The organism is Buchnera aphidicola (Pemphigus populi), assembly GCF_964058935.1.
Classification (GTDB): Bacteria; Pseudomonadota; Gammaproteobacteria; order Enterobacterales; family Enterobacteriaceae; genus Buchnera_C; species Buchnera_C aphidicola_D.
Genome location: NZ_OZ060372.1, coordinates 440,729 through 460,429 on the forward strand (window position 1 = coordinate 440,729; position 19,701 = coordinate 460,429).

At 24.5% G+C, this 19,701-nt stretch carries 13 protein-coding genes and 2 pseudogenes; 12 read left to right on the forward strand and 3 right to left on the reverse strand.

Going from position 1 to position 19,701, the window contains the following annotated elements:
• Positions 1–415: 415 nt before the first annotated feature.
• Both AB4W65_RS01835 and AB4W65_RS01840 read left to right on the forward strand, forming a co-directional pair.
• Positions 416–1,288: a 5'-3' exonuclease H3TH domain-containing protein gene (locus AB4W65_RS01835; protein ID WP_367673832.1), complete on the forward strand. Its 873-nt coding sequence runs from the start codon at positions 416–418 to the stop codon at positions 1,286–1,288.
• Entirely contained in the window at positions 1,270–3,045 is a 1,776-nt protein-coding gene (locus AB4W65_RS01840) for a DNA polymerase (RefSeq protein WP_367673462.1), read from the forward strand. Before AB4W65_RS01835 ends, AB4W65_RS01840 begins: the two co-directional genes overlap by 19 nt.
• Positions 3,046–3,111: 66 nt before the next feature.
• Here AB4W65_RS01840 and yihA read toward each other — a convergent pair whose 3' ends face one another.
• Positions 3,112–3,708 (reverse strand): ribosome biogenesis GTP-binding protein YihA/YsxC, encoded by a 597-nt coding sequence (gene yihA, locus AB4W65_RS01845; protein ID WP_367673463.1) that lies wholly within the window; start codon positions 3,706–3,708, stop codon positions 3,112–3,114.
• A gap of 267 nt (positions 3,709–3,975) precedes the next feature.
• Between yihA and typA the strand changes: the two genes are divergently transcribed.
• Entirely contained in the window at positions 3,976–5,796 is a 1,821-nt protein-coding gene (typA, locus tag AB4W65_RS01850; protein ID WP_367673464.1) for a translational GTPase TypA, read from the forward strand.
• A gap of 174 nt (positions 5,797–5,970) precedes the next feature.
• Here typA and gmk read toward each other — a convergent pair whose 3' ends face one another.
• Complete coding sequence (gene gmk / locus AB4W65_RS01855; RefSeq protein WP_367673465.1) at positions 5,971–6,597, reverse strand: guanylate kinase; 627 nt, start codon at positions 6,595–6,597, stop codon at positions 5,971–5,973.
• Positions 6,598–6,775: 178 nt separating this feature from the next.
• The gene (gene ygfZ / locus AB4W65_RS01860; protein ID WP_367673466.1) at positions 6,776–7,753 is read right to left on the reverse strand and encodes a tRNA-modifying protein YgfZ; all 978 of its coding nucleotides are present in this window, start codon (positions 7,751–7,753) and stop codon (positions 6,776–6,778) included.
• A gap of 179 nt (positions 7,754–7,932) precedes the next feature.
• Here ygfZ and prfB point away from each other — a divergent pair, with 179 nt between their 5' ends.
• The 9 genes and pseudogenes from prfB (at position 7,933) to leuS (ending at position 19,619) form a co-directional block, all read left to right on the forward strand.
• Positions 7,933–9,030: a peptide chain release factor 2 gene (prfB, locus tag AB4W65_RS01865; protein ID WP_367673467.1), complete on the forward strand. Its 1,098-nt coding sequence runs from the start codon at positions 7,933–7,935 to the stop codon at positions 9,028–9,030.
• A gap of 8 nt (positions 9,031–9,038) precedes the next feature.
• Positions 9,039–10,553 (forward strand): lysine--tRNA ligase, encoded by a 1,515-nt coding sequence (lysS, locus tag AB4W65_RS01870; RefSeq protein WP_367673468.1) that lies wholly within the window; start codon positions 9,039–9,041, stop codon positions 10,551–10,553.
• Between the two features lie 117 nt (positions 10,554–10,670).
• Positions 10,671–11,927 (forward strand): diaminopimelate decarboxylase, encoded by a 1,257-nt coding sequence (gene lysA, locus AB4W65_RS01875; RefSeq protein ID WP_367673469.1) that lies wholly within the window; start codon positions 10,671–10,673, stop codon positions 11,925–11,927.
• A gap of 109 nt (positions 11,928–12,036) precedes the next feature.
• Positions 12,037–12,889: pseudogene (gene lgt, locus AB4W65_RS01880) on the forward strand (prolipoprotein diacylglyceryl transferase).
• A 20-nt stretch (positions 12,890–12,909) separates the two neighbouring features.
• A complete protein-coding gene (gene thyA, locus AB4W65_RS01885) occupies positions 12,910–13,704 on the forward strand; it encodes a thymidylate synthase (RefSeq protein WP_367673470.1) in 795 nt (264 codons plus the stop codon).
• 209 nt (positions 13,705–13,913) lie between these two features.
• On the forward strand, positions 13,914–15,248 hold the full coding sequence (gene miaB, locus AB4W65_RS01890; protein ID WP_367673833.1) for a tRNA (N6-isopentenyl adenosine(37)-C2)-methylthiotransferase MiaB: 1,335 nt from the start codon (positions 13,914–13,916) through the stop codon (positions 15,246–15,248).
• Between the two features lie 67 nt (positions 15,249–15,315).
• Positions 15,316–15,773: pseudogene (gene ybeY / locus AB4W65_RS01895) on the forward strand (rRNA maturation RNase YbeY).
• A gap of 88 nt (positions 15,774–15,861) precedes the next feature.
• On the forward strand, positions 15,862–16,731 hold the full coding sequence (corC, locus tag AB4W65_RS01900; protein ID WP_367673471.1) for a CNNM family magnesium/cobalt transport protein CorC: 870 nt from the start codon (positions 15,862–15,864) through the stop codon (positions 16,729–16,731).
• A 302-nt stretch (positions 16,732–17,033) separates the two neighbouring features.
• The gene (gene leuS, locus AB4W65_RS01905) at positions 17,034–19,619 is read left to right on the forward strand and encodes a leucine--tRNA ligase (RefSeq protein WP_367673472.1); all 2,586 of its coding nucleotides are present in this window, start codon (positions 17,034–17,036) and stop codon (positions 19,617–19,619) included.
• Positions 19,620–19,701: the final 82 nt, after the last annotated feature.

Consider the following 19,701-nt stretch of genomic DNA (forward strand, 5'->3'; position numbering starts at 1 on the left):
CTATAACGGTTTATTAAAATATAATTTGGTTATATAATTTAATTATTTTTTAATAAAAAATATATATCTTCTTGATTTATACATACATGAATTATTTGACATAATAAAATAAATTAATATATTTAAAAAATTATATCTAAAAAATAGAGTAAAAAATAAAATAATATTTTATCGCAATGAAAGGATAAATAATATATTTTTAAAAATTAGTTGAAATGTTGCAATGTAAATCAATTAATTACATATTAAATAAAAATAGCATGTACTATGAATGATACGTATGTATAAATAATATTTATCTGTTATAATCTCTATATAATTTTTATTATATATGCTATATTTTAACATTATAATTACGATTAGTATCGTATATATTTAAGGATGTTCATGAATACTAAAATAAAAAAAAATATTAATTGTAGATGGTACATTTTATTTATATCGTGCTTACTATACTTTTCCATCTTTAACCAATAGATGGGGAGAACCGTCTGGAGCAATATACGGTGTAATTAGTATGTTGCGTAAATTATTAATACAATATAAAGAAAATCCAATTATAGTAGTATTTGATTCACCTCATAAAAATTTTCGTCACATTCTATTTAAAAACTATAAAAAAAATAGACCAAATATGCCCACAAGTTTAAAAAATCAAATTCCAATGTTATATAAAATAATAACATCAATTGGAATACCTATAATCACTGTACCATTAGTAGAAGCAGATGATATCATCGGCACTTTATCTTATTGTGCTGAAAAAGAAAATTTCTCTGTATTAATTATGAGTAATGATAAAGATATGATGCAATTAGTAACTCAAAATATTAGAATTATTAATTCTACATATAATATTAAAATAGGACCTGATGAAGTAAAAAAAAAATATGGCATACCACCAATACTAATAATTGATTTATTAGCATTAATGGGAGATACTTCTGATAATATACCAGGGGTACCAGGAATAGGAGAAAAAACAGCTTTAATACTCTTAAGAAATTTTGGTTGTCTTGAAAAGATATATGAAAAAATAGAAAATATAATGATATTACCAATTCGTGGAAAAAAAAATATCATTATAAATATGAAAAAAAATAAAGAAATTGCTTTTCTTTCAAAAAAATTATCAACAATTCGATTAGATGTACCAATTAATATTAATTTCAAAGATTTAAAAATATCAAAATTAAAAAAACAAGAGCTATTATATTTTTTCCATTACTATAACTTTAAAAAATGGAATCAACAGGTAAAAAATGATTCATGGTTACCAATACAGTAATAACAAAATATACCGAAAATATAAAAAATATTGAATACAATATAATTTTAAAAAAAGAACAATTTGAAAAAATGTTAAAAATAATAGAAAAATATAACAACTTTTCTTTTATAATTAAAACAAACTTACCAGATATACATACTAATAATATTACTGGATTTTCTTTTTCCGTTATTATTAATCAAGTATTTTACATACCCATAATTGATAAAAACATATTATCTTTAAAAATTAAGGATAAAAATAATATTTTAAAAAAAATAAAAAATTTATTTGAAAATCACAATCAACTAAAAATAGGTCATAATATAAAAAACAATTATCATCTATTAAAAAAATATAATATTAAATTATCTGGTAATACATTTGATACCATGATTGCATCATATGTATTAAATAATACACATAAAAACCATATAAAAATAGAAGAGTTAGAAAATCTATGGATTCAGAATAATAAAAAAAAAAATACTAATCGAGAAAAAAATATAGGTCAAGAATCTGAAATAAATTTAAAAATATACATAGTAATGCTTCTTTATTTAAATAAAGAAGAAAAAATTAAAAAAATAATAGAAAATATAGAAATTCCATTAGTAAAAATAATAGCTAATATTGAAGAAAATGGAATTTTAATAAATATTAAACAATTAAAAGAACAATCAAAAAAAATTACTACTCAATTAGTTAAATTAAAACATGATGCTTATCAATTAACAGGTACATCATTTAATATACTTTCTTCGCAACAATTAAAGAAAAATCTACTCATAATTAAAAATAGAAAAAATAGTGTTACATCTAATATCAAAAAAAACGATATGCTACTTAATATTGTTAAAAATTACCGTAGTTTATATAAATTAAAATCAACATACATTGATCCACTACCAAAAAGAATTAATAAAATAACAGGTAGAATACATACATGTTATTATCAAACAAATACTTTAACAGGTCGCTTATCATCTAAAAATCCTAATGTACAAAATATTCCATCTAAAACTAAAGAAGGTAAAGAAATCCGAAAAGCATTTATATCTGAAAAAAATTATTTCATCGTTTCTGCTGATTACTCTCAAATTGAACTAAGAATTCTTGCATATGTATCAAAAGATAAAGAATTGATTAAAGCATTTTCTAACGATTCAGATATATATAAAATAACAGCATCTGAAATATTCAATATTCCCATAATAAATGTCACTGATGAACAAAGGCAGCATGCAAAAGTAATCAATTTTAGTTTAATTTATGGAATGGGACCCTTTGGTTTGTCAAATAAACTTAATATCAATATATTAACAGCAAAAGAATATATAAAAACATATTTTAAACGTTATAGAGGTATTAAAAAATATATAAAACATACTTATCAATTTGCACTAAAAAAAGGATACGTACTGACATTGTATGGAAGAAAGATACATATTCCACATATTACTTCAAAAAACTTTTTAATACGTCAATCCGCAGAAAGAACAGCAGTAAATGCTGCTATTCAAGGAACGTCTTCTGATATAATCAAGTTGGCAATGGTTAAAATATATAATTTTTTTAAAACACAACATCATTTAAATGCAAAAATAATTATGCAAGTTCATGACGAATTAGTATTCGAAATAAAAAAAGAAAAAATAAATAGTATCTGTAAAGAAATACGTAATATTATGGAATCTAATACCATATTAGATACCCCAATACCTGTAAGAATTAAAATAGGTCATAATTGGCAAGATACCATAAAAACTATCTAATCAATCTGTAATATTTTTTATAAAAAAATAATTTGATATAAAAAATATATTAATATTTCATTCTTATTAGCTATACCAATCGTCTAATTGTTTACGCAATACATCAACCCCTATTTTTTTAAAAGAAGAAAATAAACATACATTCAAAGATGTTAATAAAAATAGAGATAATTTTTCAGAAACCATTTTTAATTTTTGTCTTTGACTTTCAAATATAATTTTGTCTGATTTTGTTAACAACACTAATATTGGAATATTAAATTTCTTAGAAATGATAATCATATTTTTATCAAATGGCTTCATAGGATGTCTAATATCCATAAATAATACCAATCCTTTTAAGGATTTATTCATTTTTAAATATTTAATAATAATTTTTTCCCATTGTAGTTTTAATACTTTAGATGTTTTTGAATAACCATATCCAGGCATATCCACTAAATAACATTTTTTCGTCACAGAAAAAAAATTAATTAAATTTGTTCTACCTGGAGTTTTACTAATTCTGGCTAATTTTTTTTTATTTGTTAGCACATTAATAGCGCTAGATTTACCAGAATTGGAATAGCCAACGAATAAAACCTCGGATACATCAGAATTATTTTGTTTTTTTATATGTGCCATACTACTTAAAAAGTACGTATTTTCATAATTATTTTTCAAAATATTATTTTCCATTTTTTTAAATCAAAAAAATAAATACATACCTTTATATAAGATATAATTCAATTTAATGTTAATATATTCAAGAAATCATAAAATACATAAAAAAAATTAGTATGATTCACTTTTATATTTTATAATAATACAAGATCTAACTAATCTTAAATAAATAAAGATGGTATCGACATATTTTATATTTTTATCTGATATCAGTAATACTTAAATAATAATTGATATTATTATACCCTAATATTTTAAGGTAGTAAAATGAACAAAAATTTAAGGAATATAGCTATAATAGCTCATGTCGATCACGGTAAAACAACATTAGTAGATAAATTACTACAACAATCAGGCACCTTTCAAGATCATGAAGAAACCACTGATAGAATCATGGACTCCAATGATCTAGAAAAAGAAAGAGGAATTACTATTTTATCTAAAAATACAGCCATTCAGTGGAATCACTATCGTATCAATATTGTAGACACACCTGGTCATGCTGATTTCGGTGGTGAAGTAGAACGAGTAATGTCTATGGTTGATTCTGTATTATTGGTAGTAGATGCTCTTGATGGTCCTATGCCACAAACTAGATTTGTAACACAAAAAGCTTTTAATCATGGTATAAAACCAATTGTAGTAATTAATAAAATTGACAGAAAAAATTCTAGACCAAATTGGGTAGTAGATCAAGTATTTGATCTATTTGTAAACTTAAATGCAACAGATGAACAATTAGATTTCCCTATTATATATACTTCCGCATTACTTGGTATAGCAGGAACAGATTATATTAATATGAAAAAAGACATGAGTCCTCTCTATAAAGCTATAGTAAAATATGTTTCTCCACCATATGTTAATCCTAACGGTACTTTGCAAATGCAAATATCTCAGTTAGATTATAATAACTATCTTGGTATTATTGGTATAGGGAGAATTCAACAAGGTTCAATCTGTCCCAATCAACAAGTCACTATTATTAATAATAATGGCATAACACGTTCAGGTAAAATAGGAAAAGTATTGAATTATTTTGGATTAAAACGAATAGAAACGCCTATTGCCTACGCTGGAGATATTATTGCTTTAACTGGACTTAATGAATTAAATATCTCTGATACTATTTGTGATCCTAAAAAATTACAACCACTACCAAATTTAAATATAGATAAACCTACAGTAAAAATGTTTTTTTGTGTAAATACATCACCTTTTTCTGGGAAAGAAGGTAAATATTTAACTTCTAGACAAATTTTTAAAAGATTAAAAAAAGAAGAAATCCATAATGTAGCTCTACTTATTGAAGAAACTACTGATGCAAATGTATTTTGTGTATCTGGAAGAGGAGAATTACATTTATCTATATTAATTGAAAATATGAGAAGAGAAGGTTTTGAATTATCTGTATCTCGTCCTAAAGTAATTTTTCGTGAAAAAAAGAATGAGATCCAAGAACCTTTCGAAGATGTAACATTAGACATAGAAGAAAAACATCAAGGAGCAATCATGACAGTTATGGGTCATAAAAAAGGAGAAATAAAAAATATGATACCAGATAATAAAGGAAGAGTTCGGTTAGACTATATATTGACTAGCAGATCTTTAATTGGATTTCGAGCAGAATTCATTAATATAACTTCTGGAACTGGATTATTTTATTCATCCTTTAGTCATTACGGAAATATGCAATTCAATAATACGGGAAATAGAAGAAACGGCGTATTAATTTCTAACAATACAGGTATGGCTGTAGGATTTGCTCTTTACAACTTACAAGAAAGAGGTAAGTTATTTTTAGGTCACGGAACCCAGGTATACGAAGGACAAATTATTGGCATACATAATCGTTCTAATGATCTGACTGTCAATTGTCTAACAGGGAAAAAATTAACTAATATGCGTGCTTCAGGGACAGATGAAGCCATAGTATTAATTCCACCTATAAAAATTACACTTGATAACGCTTTAAGTTTCATTAATGATGATGAATTGGTAGAAGTCACGCCAAAATCAATTAGATTGAGAAAAAGATATTTAACAGAAAATGAAAGAAAACGAGTATCTAGATCTAATAGAAATTAAATATTTTTCTATGAAATAATTTTTTATTCGTTATTTTATTATATTCAAAATTAATTGAACCTTGATTAGAATAAATAACTTTATGAGTTAATCACATATTAATATCATTACTTATTCTAATCAAGGTTCAATACTTTTTTTCTAAAAAATTAATAATATTAGACGTTAAAAAATTCATTCATAATTCAATAATTTTCTAATGATATGTATATTTCTATAATTTTGTCGTTTAACACAAAGATGTTCGGCATGAATAATCGATTTTAAATCAGATACTGCTGTATTAAAATTATCATTAATGATTAAATAGTCATATTCTGAATAATGACTCATTTCTGTTTCCGCTTCTTTCATTCGCTTTAATATAACGATATTACTATCTTGTCCACGTTCTTTAATTCTACGAAATAACTCGTCACTAGATGGAGGAAATATAAAAATACTTATAGATTCTGGAATTTTTTTACGAATTTTTTTAGCACCTTGCCAATCAATATTTAAAAAAACATCTATACCTCTTAATAAAATATTATTAATTTTTTTTTGTGAAGTACCGTAATAATGATTAAAAACTTTAGCATATTCTAAAAATTTTCTTGTATCAATCATATGTTTAAATTCTTTTTTTGATACAAAAAAATAATGCTTACCATGTATTTCCCCTGGTCTTCTCATACGAGTAGTATACGATATCGAAACTTCTATTTTATAAAAATAAATAGTTTTTAAAATTTCTCGAATTAAACTGGATTTACCTGTACCACTCGGGGCAGAAATAATAAAAATTATGCCTTTATTCATGATTTTCGCAATACATTTTAAAAATCTTCACTCATGCAATTAATAGCAAATAAATTTAATAAAAAGAGATATATTTTATACATATTCTATATATGTAAATATATGAAAAATATTTTTAACAAAATTAAAATATATTATATCACTTAATAAGAAATACAACAAAAAATATCTAATATTTTTATAAAAAATCAGTTTTTGCATAAAAAAAATTATTTTTTTCACCACATACGCGAAATTCACTTTTTTTTATTAAACCACTGTGTAGTACTGCTTGCATCCAAATAGAACCATCATACATGATGACAGATACTAGTACATATCCTACTACATACCACTGTTTAAATTTTTTTAATTCTAATAATGAACCAATCTCAGGAAGATTCTGACTATGTGTAACACTTACTAACCAATATAACGAATACTTATTTATAGATCTAAATTTTATTTTAGCAATCACTTCTTGACCACAATAACAACCTTTTTTAAAATCTATTCCATCTACTTTTTCTAAATTTAAAAACAAAGGAACAAATTTATTCATCATTTTTTTATTAATGATCGGAAAACCAGATTCAATATCCAAAGATAACCACTGATTACTTTTAGCAACAATAATATTGCTTTTTTTTATATTATTTATTATTTTATGATCTTTAGGAATAATTAATAAAAAACGTTCTTCTGGAACGCCAATCCATAATAAAGTTATATTTTTATCAGTTACTAGAGTATTATTCTTATCTGGAAGATTAATGAATAACCTAGACAACATTTCTCTAGCTTTGTATCCAGATCCAGCTACCCCAAATAATAAAAAATTATTTTCTTCATGAATAAAAACCCGTGAAAAAATAGAATATTTTTTTAATGCTCTAATTTGGATGTTCACAACATCTTTTCTTTCAATATAAGCGTAATCGTTATTAAAAAAAAACAAACGTAATATACTCCATACTTTCCCATTGATATTACAATGGGCACAAATAATATGTTTATTTGATTGTAATAAATCAACATTAATTGTAAGCTGGCTTTGTAAATACGTCCTACTATCGGTACCACTTACTCTAATTAAAGACCAATCATCTAATTCAATCAAACTTAAGGCTAGTTTCTTAGAAGGGTAAACCAATTTTTCAAAATTTATATTTTCCATTAAAACATTATCCACAATATTTTTAATTAATATTTAAAAATAATTAATACTATATCATAGTAGTACTTATTAAAATTAATATATATTATTTTTTATAGTTATATGATAATGCATATCTCTGAAAAAATTATAATATTCTTAAATTATATTTAAACATATATAACAAGGGGTATATAAGCATGTTTGAAATTAATTTAATAAAAAATAAGATAAAAAATCTAGATCAACGAATAAAAATATTAGAAACTGTTTTTGAATATAATAAAATAAAAGAACGTGTGATTGAAATAAATTCTGAACTAGAAAATCCTGAAATATGGAACAATTCACAACTAATAAAAAAAATTAATAAAGAATATCATCAATTAAAAAAAATAATAAATTCTATTAAAGAAATAAAAAAAAATATTGAAGATATTATTTATCTTTCAAATCTTTCTGTATCAGAATCTAACAAAAATTTTTTATATGAAATAAAAAAAGAAATAGAAAAAATAGAAAACAAAATAAATAAACTAGAATTTTATCGTATGTTTTCTAAAAAAAACGATTATTTAGATTGTTATCTTGATTTGCAATCTGGATCTGGAGGAATAGAAGCTCAAGATTGGGCAAAAATGTTACTGCGTATGTATTTAAAATGGAGTAATGAAAAAGGATTTAAAACAAATATCATAGAAGAATCAGAAGGAGATATAGCTGGAATTAAATCAGCTACAGTAAAAATTACTGGGGAATACGCTTTTGGATGGTTGCGTACAGAAAGTGGAATTCATCGTTTAGTCCGTAAAAGTCCTTTTAATGCGAATAATCGAAGACATACTTCATTTTGTTCTGCCTTTATATATCCTGATTTAGACGATAAAATATACATTAATGTTAATACTACAGATTTACGTATTGATGTTTATCGAGCATCAGGTGCAGGCGGTCAACACGTTAACAGAACGGAATCTGCTGTAAGAATTACTCATTTACCTTCTGGTATTATTACTCAATGTCAAAATGATCGATCTCAACATAAAAATAAAGAACAAGCTATGAAACAAATGAGAGCAAAATTATACCAATTAGAAATCCAAAAAAAGAAAATAGAAAAAAAAGAACTAAATAGCAATAAATTGGATATAAGTTGGGGAAAACAAATACGCTCTTATGTATTAGATGATTCTAGAATAAAAGACATACGTACCGGAATGGAAACCCGTGATGTACAATCTGTACTAAATGGAAAAATAGACCAATTTATTACAACTAATTTAAAATTAGGATTTTAGGAAACACTATGTTTAAAAGAAATATCAAAAACAATAAAACTCAAAAATCATTGAATCAAGAAGAAAAAATAAGAAAAAAAAAATTAATTGATATTCGTCAAGAAGGATTTAATTTTCCTAACAATTTCAGACCCACTACCACTATAATTCAAATTCATGAGCTATATTTTCATAAAACTAATCAATATCTAAAAAAAGAAAAAATTGAAATTAGTATTGCTGGAAGAATGACGCAAAAAAGAATTATGGGTAAAAGTTCTTTTTTTACATTACAAGATGCAGATGGGAAAATGCAAATTTATGTAACAAATAAAATTTTTCCTATAAACTTTTATTCTGAACATTTTAAAAAATGGAATTTAGGAGATATTATAGGGGTTACTGGTAATATATTTAAAACCAAAACTGGAGAATTAACAATTTATTCTAATACTCTACAATTATTAACTAAAGCTCTCCGTCCCCTTCCAAATAAGTTTCATGGATTATCTGATCCAGAAATTAAATATAGAAAACGTTATTTAGATTTAATAAGCAATACTGAATCACTAAAAACATTTAAAAAACGTTCTATTATTTTAAATAATATTCGTACTTTTATGTTAGAAAAAAATTTTTTAGAAGTGGAAACACCAATGATGCATAATATTCCAGGAGGAGCTACTGCACGTCCATTTATCACATATCATAATGCTCTTAATATAAATTTATACTTACGAGTAGCACCAGAATTATACTTGAAAAAATTAATTATTGGAGGTTTTAATCGTATATTTGAAATTAATCGAAATTTTAGAAATGAAGGATTATCAACACGACATAATCCTGAATTTACTATGATGGAAGTATACATAACCTATGCAAATTATGAAGATATGATGCAGTTTACAGAAAATTTATTAAAAACAGTATCCAAAAAAATAAACAATACTACAAAAATATATTATGGAAAATATATTTTTGACTTTTCTAAAAAATTTAAAAGATTAACTATGAAACAAGCAATTCTCTTATTTAACAAAAATATAACACCTTTCGATTTAGATAATATAGAAATATTAAAGAATATTACATTAGAACTGAAAATCAAAATTAATAAAAATTGGACAATAGGCCATTATATTACGCAAATATTTGAAAAAACTGTAGAAAAGAAATTAATAGAACCTACATTTATTACAAATTATCCAATAGAAGTATCTCCTCTTGCAAAGAGAAACAACCTAAATAATAATATTGCTGATCGATTTGAATTATTTATTGCTGGACATGAAATAGGCAATGGATTTTCTGAATTAAATGATGTCGAAGATCAAAAAAAAAGATTCGCTGAACAGATTTTAAATAAAGAATCTCAATATGATACTCAATATTCATATGATGAAGATTATATTACAGCTCTTGAATATGGATTACCTCCAACAGCTGGATTAGGAATTGGATTAGATCGTTTGATTATGCTATTCACAAATCAACACAGTATTAAAGATGTGATCTTATTCCCTACACTTCGTCCTATATAAAAATACTAATATATTTAATACAATTGAATTAGTTTTATTTTTATATAAAAATGGTAAACAAAATAAAAATAAATATTTTTATTTAAAAAATCTATTTAATAACAGGATTAACATTAAATGCTATTAAAAAATAAAAAAAAAATTATAAACATAAAAAATATTATATCATTAACAAAAAAAAACCATACTCCTATATGGATTTATGATGAAAAAAAAATAAAAAATAAAATACAAGAATTAAAAAAATTTGATGTCATTAGATACGCGCAAAAAGCATGCTCTAATATTCATATTTTAAAAATTATGCGCCAATCTAATGTAAAAATAGACGCTGTCTCAATAGGAGAAATAGAACGAGCCATAATTGCAGGATTTACACCAAAAAATAACGAAATAATTTTCACTGCAGACCTCTTTGACAAAGAAACTTTGTTGAAAGTAATAGATTTAAATATTACTATTAATGCTGGTTCAATAGATATGTTAGAACAAATTGGAAAAATATCTCCTGGACATCATGTTTGGTTAAGGATTAATCCTAAATTTGGACATGGTCATAATAAAAAAACCAATACAGGTGGTGAAAATAGTAAACACGGGATATGGGATACTTCTGCAGCTTTATCTATCATAAAAAAGCACAATCTAAAACTAATTGGTCTCCATATGCATATTGGATCAGGTTCTGATTATGAACATTTAAAACAAGTTTGCGATGCAATGGTCAACGAAGTTTTAAACTTAAATTATGATATTATATCTATATCGGCAGGAGGAGGATTACCTATTCCATATCATCCTAATGATGAAAAAATTAACACTCAAAATTATTTTACATTATGGGACAAGGCAAGAAAAAAAATTGCCAACTATTTAAAACATCCAATTCAACTAGAAATTGAACCCGGTCGTTTTTTAATTGCTGAATCAGGAATTTTATTAACTGAAGTCAGAGCTGTAAAAAAAATGGGGAATAATCATTTTGTACTTGTTGATGCTGGTTTTAACGATCTTATGAGACCAACTATGTACGGTAGTTACCACCATATATCAGCTTTTTCTAAACATGGTTATCTAATAGAGACAGAAAAAAAAATCAATACTATAGTAGGAGGACCATTATGCGAATCAGGTGATATTTTTACACAAACAGAAATAGGAAACATAAAAACCAGAAAATTACCTATCGTAAACATAGGAGATTATCTCATATTCCACGATACAGGAGCTTATGGCGCTTCCATGTCTTCTAATTATAATAGTCGACCTCTAATTTCTGAAATACTTTTTAAAAATAATAAATTTTATACAATAAGGAAACGTCAAACTATATCAGATATGCTTAAATCAGAAACTGAATGCTACATTCCGTAAAAATAATAAGAAAAATTTATAAAATATACAATATATCTATCTGGTATATATCAAATATAAACATAAAATTTAATATTTATATATTAAACATATAATATATAGGAACTGTATGAACAATACTTATATATCTTTTCCTCAGTTTAACCCTATAGTTTTTTCTATAGGACCAATTACTTTGCATTGGTACGGAATTACGTATCTTTTAGGTTTCCTTTTTGCCCTATACATGGGAAAAAAAAAATAAAAAAAAATAATCAATGGACTCAAAAGGAAATAGAAGATCTTATCTTTAATGCTTTTTTTTCTCTTTTGATAGGTGGAAAATTAGGATATATTATTTTTTATAATCCATTTTATTATTTCACTAATGCAACACATTTATTAAAAATATGGGAAGGAGGTATGTCTTTTCATGGAGGTTTCCTTGGAGTTTTAATATATGTATTTTTTTTTCAAAAAAAACAAAAAAATCATTCCTACAAATAACAGATTTTATTGCTCCTTTAGTACCTTTTGGATTAGGAGCTGGACGTATTGGCAATTTTATTAATGGTGAGTTATGGGGTAAAGTGGCTACTGATATGCCTTTATCAATTTTATTTCCGGGATCAAAAGAAACAGATTTAATACTTTCTACTTTTCATCCAGAACTACAAATTTTAATTAATAAATTTGGAGTTCTTCCAAGACATCCTTCTCAAATATACGAATTTTTTCTAGAAGGAATAATTCTATTTTTTATCTTACATTTTTTTTCACGAATGGAAACAAAAAAAGGAACTGTATCAGCGATATTTCTTATTAGTTATGGGGTACTGCGAGTTATTGCTGAATTCTTTCGTGAACCAGATCTACAAATTGGTTTATTATTTGGTATCATCAGTATGGGACAAATACTATCATTACCAATGATTACTATTGGAATAACTATAATGATTAAAAATAATATTAAATATGTATAATGTTTATTATTAGGAAAATTATGAAAGAATACTTAACTTTAGTAGAAAAAATTATTAAACAAGGAAAACCGAAAAAAGATCGTACTGGAACAGGCACCTTATCAATTTTTGGTCATCATATTAGATTTAATTTAAAAGAAGGTTTTCCTTTAGTCACAACGAAAAAATGTCATATTCCATCTATTATACATGAACTACTTTGGTTTCTTAGAGGAGATACTAATATTAAATATCTTAATGATAATCACGTATCAATCTGGAACCAATGGGCTAATAAAAATGGTGATCTTGGACCTATTTATGGGAAACAATGGAGAAACTGGAGTTCATACGATGATACGAATATTGATCAAATAAAAAATACATTAAAAATGTTAAAAAAAGAACCATCTTCTCGCCGAATTATTATTTCAAGTTGGAACGTAAGCGATATAAATAAAATGGCACTACCACCATGTCATGTTTTATTTCAATTTTATGTGATAGAAAATACTTTAAGTTGTCAACTTTATCAAAGATCTTGTGATGTTTTTCTAGGACTTCCTTTTAATATAGCAAGTTATGCAATATTAATCCACATGATAGCCCAACAATGTAATTTAAAAGTAGGAGATTTCTTATGGACAGGTGGAGATATTCACCTATATAATAACCATTTAACACAAGCAAAAAATCAAATCCTTAGAAAACCTAGAAAAAAACCCACTTTAATCATTAAAAATAAACCAAACTCATTATTTGAGTATCATATTAAAGATTTTCTTTTTATAGGATACAAACCTCTTTCGAAAATAAAAGCAGATATTTCGATATAGTAAAATATGCATATATTCTACATTAAATTCATTAGATAAATATAAAATATAGTAATGATATAAAAATATCATAAATCAACTTAATTTTATAATAAAAATTTTATTAAATATTTAATATAGAGTAATATTATAAGTAGTGAGAAATACTATATTTTTCTATTTAAAAAAATATTAATAATCCCTTTATTAGTAAAAGAATGAAAAGATAAATAAAAATGAAAAAAAAAATGTATATTAAAACCTGGGGATGTCAAATGAATGAATATGATTCATCAATGATTTCAGGAATACTCAAACAAAGAAAGCACTATGAAATTACTAATATACCTGAAAAAGCAGATATTTTAATCCTAAATACCTGTTCTATAAGAGAAAAGGCACAAGAAAAAGTATTTCATCAATTAGGAAGATGGAAATATCTAAAAAAACAAAAACCGGATTTAATTATTGCAGTTGGAGGATGCGTTGCCACACAAGAAGGAAAAGAAATAAAAAAACGTGCAAAATATGTTGATATTATATTTGGAACTCAAACTCTACATCGTTTGCCAAAAATGATAGATTTATCTCATAAAATAAAAAAAACCATAATAGACATTACATTTCCTAAAATAGAAAAATTTGATTATCTTCCAGAACCATATATTCCTAATATATCATCTTTTGTATCTATTATGGAAGGATGTAACAAATATTGTTCTTTTTGTATAGTTCCATATACACGAGGAAAAGAAATAAGCAGACCTTGTGATGATATTATATTTGAAATATCTCTTTTAGCTGAAAAAGGAGTAAGAGAAGTTAATTTATTAGGACAGAATGTTAATGCTTACAAAGGAAATACTTTTAATGGAAAAATATGTAAATTTTCAGAATTATTACGATTAATTGCAGAAATAGATGGAATTGATAGAATCCGTTTTACCACCAGTAATCCTATTGAATTTACAGATGATATTATTGACGTTTACCGTGATACACCAAAACTAGTTAGTTTTCTACATTTACCTGTACAAAGCGGTTCAGACAGAATTTTAAAATTAATGAAGAGATCTTACACTGTATCAGAATATAAAACTATTATTAATAAATTATTAAATGTAAGACCTAATATTCAAATTAGCTCTGATTTTATTGTCGGATTTCCAGGAGAAACAGAACAAGATTTTCAAGATACTTTAACATTAATTAATGATATTAAATTTGATATCAGTTATAGTTTTTTATATTCACCAAGACCAGGAACTCCAGCTGCTAGGTTAGCAGATAATGTAACACAAAATAAGAAAAAACAAAGATTATATATCTTACAAAACCTAATTAACCAACAAACTACATACTGGAATAAAAAATTATTATACAGTACTCAATCGGTATTAGTAGAAGGTGTTTCTAAAAAAAATATTATGAAATTATCAGGAAGAACAGAAACAAATAGAATTATACATTTTACAGGATCACCTGATATGATAGGAAAATTTATCAATTTAAAGATTACAGATTATTATAGAAATACTTTACAAGGCCATGTAATTGAATCATAACTTATTATTTTATTTTAAATCAGTAAAAAATAAAAAAGTTAAAAAAATTAATTACGTAGATATACTAATGACAAATATAATACTAGACATACAAAAATCCTATTCCAATAATATTTATATACCAAGAAAAAAAGATTTTAAAATATGGTTAAAAAAAATTTTAAAAAATAAAAAATTAACATATGAAATTACTATAAGAATAGTAGACAAAAAAGAAATAAAAGAAATAAATTTAAAATATAGAAAAAAAAACCAACCTACTAATATATTATCTTTTCCAAATTTAGACACTACAAAAAAAAAATAAAATTTTTAGGAGATTTAATTATTTGTCACACAGTAGTACAAGAAGAAGCTAAGGCACAAAAAAAAACACTAGAATCTCATTGGGCCCATATGACCATACATGGTGCTCTTCATTTATTAGGATATGATCATGTAAATAAAATTCAACAAAAAATAATGGAATCATTAGAAATAAATATAATGCTAGCATTAGGATATATAAATCCATACACATTTTAAAATCTTAATAATGCATTTTTATTAAAAATAACTTGTATTTAAAATCACATAATAAAAATATTTATCATTAAATATACATTAGAATACTATGAATGATGCAAATACACAAAATAAAGAAAATCGGAAAGGTTTTTTTTCTATCTTATTAAACTATATTTTCCATGATGAACCTAAAAATAAAGAAGATTTATTAAATTTTATAAGAGATTCAAAAAAAAATGAACTAATAGATCAAGATACACGAGATATGCTAGAAGGTGTGATTGATATCACTAAACAACGTGTACGTGAAATTATGATTCCAAGATCACAAATGATTACATTAAAACTAAATTATAATATCAATAAATGTTTAAATGTGATCATTAAATCAGCTCATTCTCGATTTCCTGTAATGAGTAATGATACCAACTATGTTGAAGGTTTACTTATGGCTAAAGATTTATTATCTTTTATGAAACTCACAAAAGAAAAATTCTGTATTAAAAACATTTTACGTCCAGCCATAGTAGTTCCAGAAAGTAAGTATGTAAATCATATGTTAAAGGAATTCCGTTTAAAACGATATCACATGGCAATAGTAATAGATGAATTTGGAGCGGTGTCTGGTTTAGTGACCATAGAAGATATTTTAGAATTAATTGTTGGAAAAATAGAAGATGAATACGATAATATAACAAACTTAAATATTCGCCAATTAAATCAGCATACATTTACTATTAAAGCATTAACTCATATTAAAGAATTTAATGAAACCTTTAATACTCATTTTAGACATAAAGAAGTAGATACTGTTGGTGGACTTGTTATGCAAGAATGTGGTCATCTTCCAAGAAGAGGTGATATTATCAATATAAAAGGATATCAATTTACAATACACTCAACAAATAGCAGACGTATCATACAGTTACATGTAAATATTCCAGAAAATATTAAAATTAAAAAAATAAAAAAATAAAATTTTTTATATCTATTCATTTAACTTATTTTTTTAATAAAAAAAATCCAGATTTAAATAAAATACTAAATTTTTTATATATTAAAATAATATTTAAACGAAACTAAACTAAATAAAATTATATATAAAATATATATCATGAATTATCAAGACAAAACATTAAATTATATATAAATTTATAATTTTTCATATACAATATTAAAAAAACACTTATTTATATTATTAAAAATAATAAAAAATAATCATTTTTTATTCTATTTTTAGAATATAATTTTTAATTTAAATTCTTATTAAAGCATATTATGAAAGAAATATATCAACCTGAAGAAATAGAAAAATACGTACAAAATATTTGGAATAAAAATAATACTTTTACCGTAACTGAAAATGATAAAAAAGAAAAGTACTATTGTTTAGCCATGTTGCCTTATCCTTCTGGAAATTTACATATGGGTCATGTTAGAAATTATACGATAAGTGATGTTATTGCTCGTTATCAAAGAATGTTGGGAAAAAATGTTTTACAACCTATAGGTTGGGATGCTTTTGGATTACCAGCAGAAGAAACTGCTATTAAAAATAATATATCTCCAAAATTATGGACTTATAGAAATATTAAAAAAATGAAAAAACAATTGAAATCACTAGGATTTAGTTATGACTGGAGCCGAGAAATAACAACTTGTCATCCTAATTTTTATCATTGGGAACAATGGTTTTTTACTAAAATGTATGAAAAAAAACTTGTTTACAAAAAGTCTTCATCTGTAAATTGGTGCCCTGTAGACAAAACAGTATTAGCTAACGAACAAGTGATAAATGGTTGTTGTTGGCGTTGTAATACAAAAATAATATTTAAACATATTCCGCAATGGTTCATAAAAACAACAAAATATGCTGAAGAATTACTCAATGATATTGAAAAATTAAAATACTGGCCTGAAAAAGTAAAAAAAATGCAGAAAAATTGGATAGGTCGTTCAGAAGGATTAAATATTACTTTCAATATCTTAAATAGCAAAAATAAAATAACAATATATACTACTCAACCTAATTTAATTATGAAAGCAACATATATTGCTATATCTCCTTTTCATCTATTTTCACGAAAATTAGCAATTAAAAATAAAATAATAGCAAAATTTATAAAAAAAACATATGAAATGATGGATTCACAATCTTGTATTGATTCTATAAAAAAATTAGGAAAAAATACAAAAAAATATGTTATTCATCCATTAACTAATACTCTTTTGCCTATTTGGATAACCAACTACTTACTGGTGGAAAATATAACGGATGCAATAATTGCTATACCTGCTTATAACCAAAACGATATGAATTTCGCTATTCAGTATAAATTAAAAAGTAAACCTACTATTAGCAACTTAAATAGCAACATATCCACACCCATAAATAATGTAATAAGAAAAAAAAGAAAATTTTCTAATTATCAAAAATTTAATAAAATCAACGAGAAAGAAGTTTTTTCAGACATAAGTCGTTTGTTACTTGAAATGGGTATTGCAAAAAAAACAATACATTATAAATTAAAAGATTGGACAGTTTCTAGACAAAGATACTGGGGTACACCTATTCCTATGGCAACAGATAAAAAAAATAGAATAATACCTATACCTGATGATCAATTACCTATTATCTTGCCTGAAAAAAATACTGTACAAGAAATTCAAGATTTTTTAAAAAAAGGAAAAAAATCAAATCCAATTAATATCAATAATCAATTAGCTTTTCAAGAAACTGATACATTTGACACCTTTATGGAATCTTCATGGTACTATATAAGATATACATCTCCAAATTTTAATAGCATGGTTAATACTGAAGCTGCTAATTATTGGCTACCTATAGATCAATATATAGGAGGAATTGAACATGCTACTATGCATTTAATATATATTCGACTCTATCATAAATTATTACGAGATTTTGGATTAGTTAATACCGATGAACCAATAAAAAAATTATTATGTCAAGGCATGGTTCTTTCAGATGCGTTTTATTTTATCACGAATACCAATCAACGGTATTGGGTTTCTCCCTCATTAGTCAATACAAAAAAAGACCAATATGGGAAAATTACACATACCTACAAAGAAAATGGAAAAAAATTAATTTATGCTGGCATGATAAAAATGTCAAAATCAAAAAATAATGGTATTGAACCTGAATTAATTATTAAAAAATATGGAGCTGATACTGTTAGATTGTTTATTATGTTTGCAGCACCAATAGAATCCTCTCTTGAATGGAAAGAATCAGGTATAAAGGGAATCTATCGTTTTTTACAAAAACTATGGAAATTAATTTATCATCATATAAATGAAAAAAACTATCATATTAATCTAGATACAACTGAATTAACTATTCAGCAAAAACAAATACGTTATAAATTACATAAAACAATTATAAAAGTTTCTGATGATATTAATCGACGTCAAACTTTTAATACCGCTATTTCAGCTATTATGGAATTAGTAAACTGTTTGATAAAGAAAAAAAAAGAAAATGAACAAGATTATGCATTAATGCAAGAATCTTTAATGATTGTAATAAAAATGCTATATCCATTCACACCGCATTTTAGTTTTATTACTTTTCAAATATTAAATAAAAATCACACTATAAAAGATGACATTTCTTGGCCTATTGCTGATCAAGAAGCAATATTAGAAACATCAAAAATTATTGCAATACAAATTAATGGTAAAACACGTTGTACAATATCAATAAATATTAATCACTCTAAAGAAATGATTTTATCTCAAGCAAAAAAAGAACCATCGATAATTAAATTCATCGAAAATCGCATTATTAATAAAATTATTTATATACCTAAAAAAGTATTAAACTTTATCATATCTTAAAATATAAGAATAATATTCTTATACTTTTTTTAAAATATCATATAAAATATAAAAATATAAAATCTATTCGAAAAAAGTTATT

What these genes read in the sequence shown, in the direction of transcription:
- prfB (WP_367673467.1), top strand. Translation starts at nt 7,933, where the DNA reads ATGTTTGAAATTAATTTAATAAAAAATAAGATAAAAAATCTAGATCAA.
- lysA (WP_367673469.1), top strand. Translation starts at nt 10,671, where the DNA reads ATGCTATTAAAAAATAAAAAAAAAATTATAAACATAAAAAATATTATA.
- ygfZ (WP_367673466.1), bottom strand. Translation starts at nt 7,753, where the DNA reads ATGGAAAATATAAATTTTGAAAAATTGGTTTACCCTTCTAAGAAACTA.
- typA (WP_367673464.1), top strand. Translation starts at nt 3,976, where the DNA reads ATGAACAAAAATTTAAGGAATATAGCTATAATAGCTCATGTCGATCAC.
- lysS (WP_367673468.1), top strand. Translation starts at nt 9,039, where the DNA reads ATGTTTAAAAGAAATATCAAAAACAATAAAACTCAAAAATCATTGAAT.
- leuS (WP_367673472.1), top strand. Translation starts at nt 17,034, where the DNA reads ATGAAAGAAATATATCAACCTGAAGAAATAGAAAAATACGTACAAAAT.
- corC (WP_367673471.1), top strand. Translation starts at nt 15,862, where the DNA reads ATGAATGATGCAAATACACAAAATAAAGAAAATCGGAAAGGTTTTTTT.
- thyA (WP_367673470.1), top strand. Translation starts at nt 12,910, where the DNA reads ATGAAAGAATACTTAACTTTAGTAGAAAAAATTATTAAACAAGGAAAA.
- AB4W65_RS01840 (WP_367673462.1), top strand. Translation starts at nt 1,270, where the DNA reads ATGGTTACCAATACAGTAATAACAAAATATACCGAAAATATAAAAAAT.
- gmk (WP_367673465.1), bottom strand. Translation starts at nt 6,597, where the DNA reads ATGAATAAAGGCATAATTTTTATTATTTCTGCCCCGAGTGGTACAGGT.